The sequence below is a fragment of the Candidatus Nebulibacter yamunensis genome, from assembly GCF_024208055.1.
Lineage (GTDB): Bacteria > Pseudomonadota > Gammaproteobacteria > Francisellales > Francisellaceae > Caedibacter > Caedibacter lacustris.
In genome coordinates, this window is record NZ_JAMBMW010000044.1 from 1 (window position 1) to 2,298 (window position 2,298).

General features: G+C 38.1%; 3 protein-coding genes. All 3 read right to left on the reverse strand.

The genetic code is table 11. From position 1 onward, the window contains the following. Positions 1–157: 157 nt before the first annotated feature. Positions 158–346 (reverse strand): ParB/RepB/Spo0J family partition protein, encoded by a 189-nt coding sequence (locus tag M1V25_RS10125; protein ID WP_498843200.1) that lies wholly within the window; start codon positions 344–346, stop codon positions 158–160. Between the two features lie 47 nt (positions 347–393). Continuing rightward, on the reverse strand, positions 394–852 hold the full coding sequence (locus tag M1V25_RS10130) for a hypothetical protein (protein ID WP_116964408.1): 459 nt from the start codon (positions 850–852) through the stop codon (positions 394–396). Then, the coding region (locus M1V25_RS10135; RefSeq protein WP_498843201.1) for a hypothetical protein at positions 845–2,298 on the reverse strand (1,454 nt) is incomplete at its 5' end. The genes M1V25_RS10135 and M1V25_RS10130, both read right to left, overlap by 8 nt.

The following is a 2,298-nucleotide window of genomic DNA, read 5'->3' on the forward strand; positions in this document are numbered from 1 at the left end:
CTGTTAAACGACGAAACTCATCTGCTGCTAACTTGTTTATCGTTTCCCATCTCATTGATCATATCCACCTTTAATTTTTAAATAGCTATTTTGCTAGATTAAATACGGTTTGGAAGGAACTCTAATGAAAGCCGCTTTATATCTTCCTTTCATAAAGCTATTCCCATACCTGAACTGGTATTTTGTCCAGACTGGCTTTCTTAGCCGCTGCTGTACGGTGATGCCCATCCTGAATTTCAAGTCTTCCAGTGTTCGGATTCCGCCAAGCATCTACAGGCTTACTTTGGTCAAATCCGTTCTGCTTCATATCAGGGAACCTTAGATATTCTCTGGTTTTCAATGCCATTGATGACACCACCATCTATAAAGCATTGATAGGTCACATTCCCTTGATCACATCCACTCAAAAGAACCAATGATTAAATCACATAACGTTGCTTCTGTGTTTTTGTCTGATATCAAACAAGTATAGGTAATAAATGCCATTCGCTCTTTCCCCATAACATGCCATACACGCCAATAATGTAATTCTCCATCAATGTCTTCTTGTGCGGAAATTTCAGATGCAGGAGCCTTTCCAAGACCAACATTCAAAGCATGCACAGATTTCGTTGAGATAGCCCATCCACGCTGTGAAGCATAGCTCGTCGCAAAATCTATAGCTTCTTGAGCAGCTGGTTCTTGTTGCGATTTGCGTTTAGCAAAGGATATCTGTATTACACCAACACCATCTTTATCGTCAAACAAACTAATGACGTCATCTTCTTCATGGAAGGTCCATGCATCAGGAATATCAAGAGAGAAGAGATTTTCCCACTTTACTTTGTGCAGTACTGGTTTGCGACTAATCATACGTTTCAACCCATCCGGTATGTCCCTGACCATTCACCTGATTACATTCATGACAATAACCTTCAACTTGTTTCTCTCCCTGTTTTATTGCTCTAGGGTTATTTGGCTTTAACTCAATGATCTCCTTCGTTTCACGGTTATAAGCATCCATGCGTTTACCTGAAGGCAACAGAGCCTCTTTCTCAAATCCCTCTAGATATTGACGATCTTTATGAGCTTGTTGTCCTTTTCGTAACGCATCTCGCACTTTGGGATTTTGTGCCCCTTTTGGAACAGTAGTCACAAACTCACGTATTTTACCTGCTTTATGGCTAGCTTGAGTTGTTTTCCCCGCTGCAACGCTTGCCTTAACATTCTCCACAATCATCTTTGGTGCAACAGCTTTAGCCAGTAGCATTCCGCCTTTTACATAGGTACCACCGTATACCATCCCTAACGCTAAAGATGCTGCTGTGCCTGTATAGTAGGCAGCCGCATTTGTCCGCCCGTTTTCATATCCAAAGCCTGTTAAGCCAAATGTCGTATCATCCATAAAACCATTGGCAAAATGGGTGGCTAAACGTTTAACATAACCCGATAAATCCAATCCTGTTTGTAGTTGAAGGCTTTCTAATAGATCATCATAATCTAAATAATCTAATTCATTAAAGTCTAAAATACGCTCTTCATCTATCTTGATAAATCTATCTGCTATAGCAGAATAATCGTCAAAATAACCACGCAGTAAACCTTGCATATTGTTAATTAACAGAGCATTCTTTCGCACATATTCTTGTAAAAAATTAATATTTCTTGATAAATCATTACTAAATGATAAGTACTTTTTTTCACAAATTGATGCGCAATCAATATACTTACACTCAACGTCAGTAAGCGGATACATAACAGGAGAAAAATATCCTGGTAGTCCAAATTCTTCAGATTGAGACAATTGTTTGAAGACCTTATAGATATCTTCATAGGTATTTCTAACATATCCTTTTTTTTCTATTTGACTAAAAACTTTTGCAACAAACGCCTCATAATTCGGATTTTTGATAGCGTGATTATTCAACTTGCTATGCCTTGTTTCAAACCACTGTTGTAAAACAAATTCAACCTTCTTACTTTTATGCTTCAATTCATTTTCGAGTAAGTGATATTTTGTATGAATAATTTGTCTATTAATCTCAGGAAGCACCGTTGCTGTTGTTAGCCATAGTATTTCAAGTTCTAGTAATTTTGATTGCTCACTATAAGTATTTGATGCCTTAACATACCCATTAAAAAATGCTGCCCTTTGCTTTTTGAGTTCGATAATCGCCTCTTGAGGCGTAATGTCATACAGTCCAGTTGGATCAATCACATTAACTGGGTTATTGCTCGCATAGGCATAAGGGTGTACATTTCCACCTGCTAAAATATCTAAAGCATCAGGCTGTAAATATCCACCAAGCTTAGGGTGAA

Bases quoted from the DNA above. Each gene is read 5' to 3' on its own strand.
- M1V25_RS10125 (WP_498843200.1), bottom strand. From the start codon at position 346: ATGGCATTGAAAACCAGAGAATATCTAAGGTTCCCTGATATGAAGCAG.
- M1V25_RS10130 (WP_116964408.1), bottom strand. From the start codon at position 852: ATGATTAGTCGCAAACCAGTACTGCACAAAGTAAAGTGGGAAAATCTC.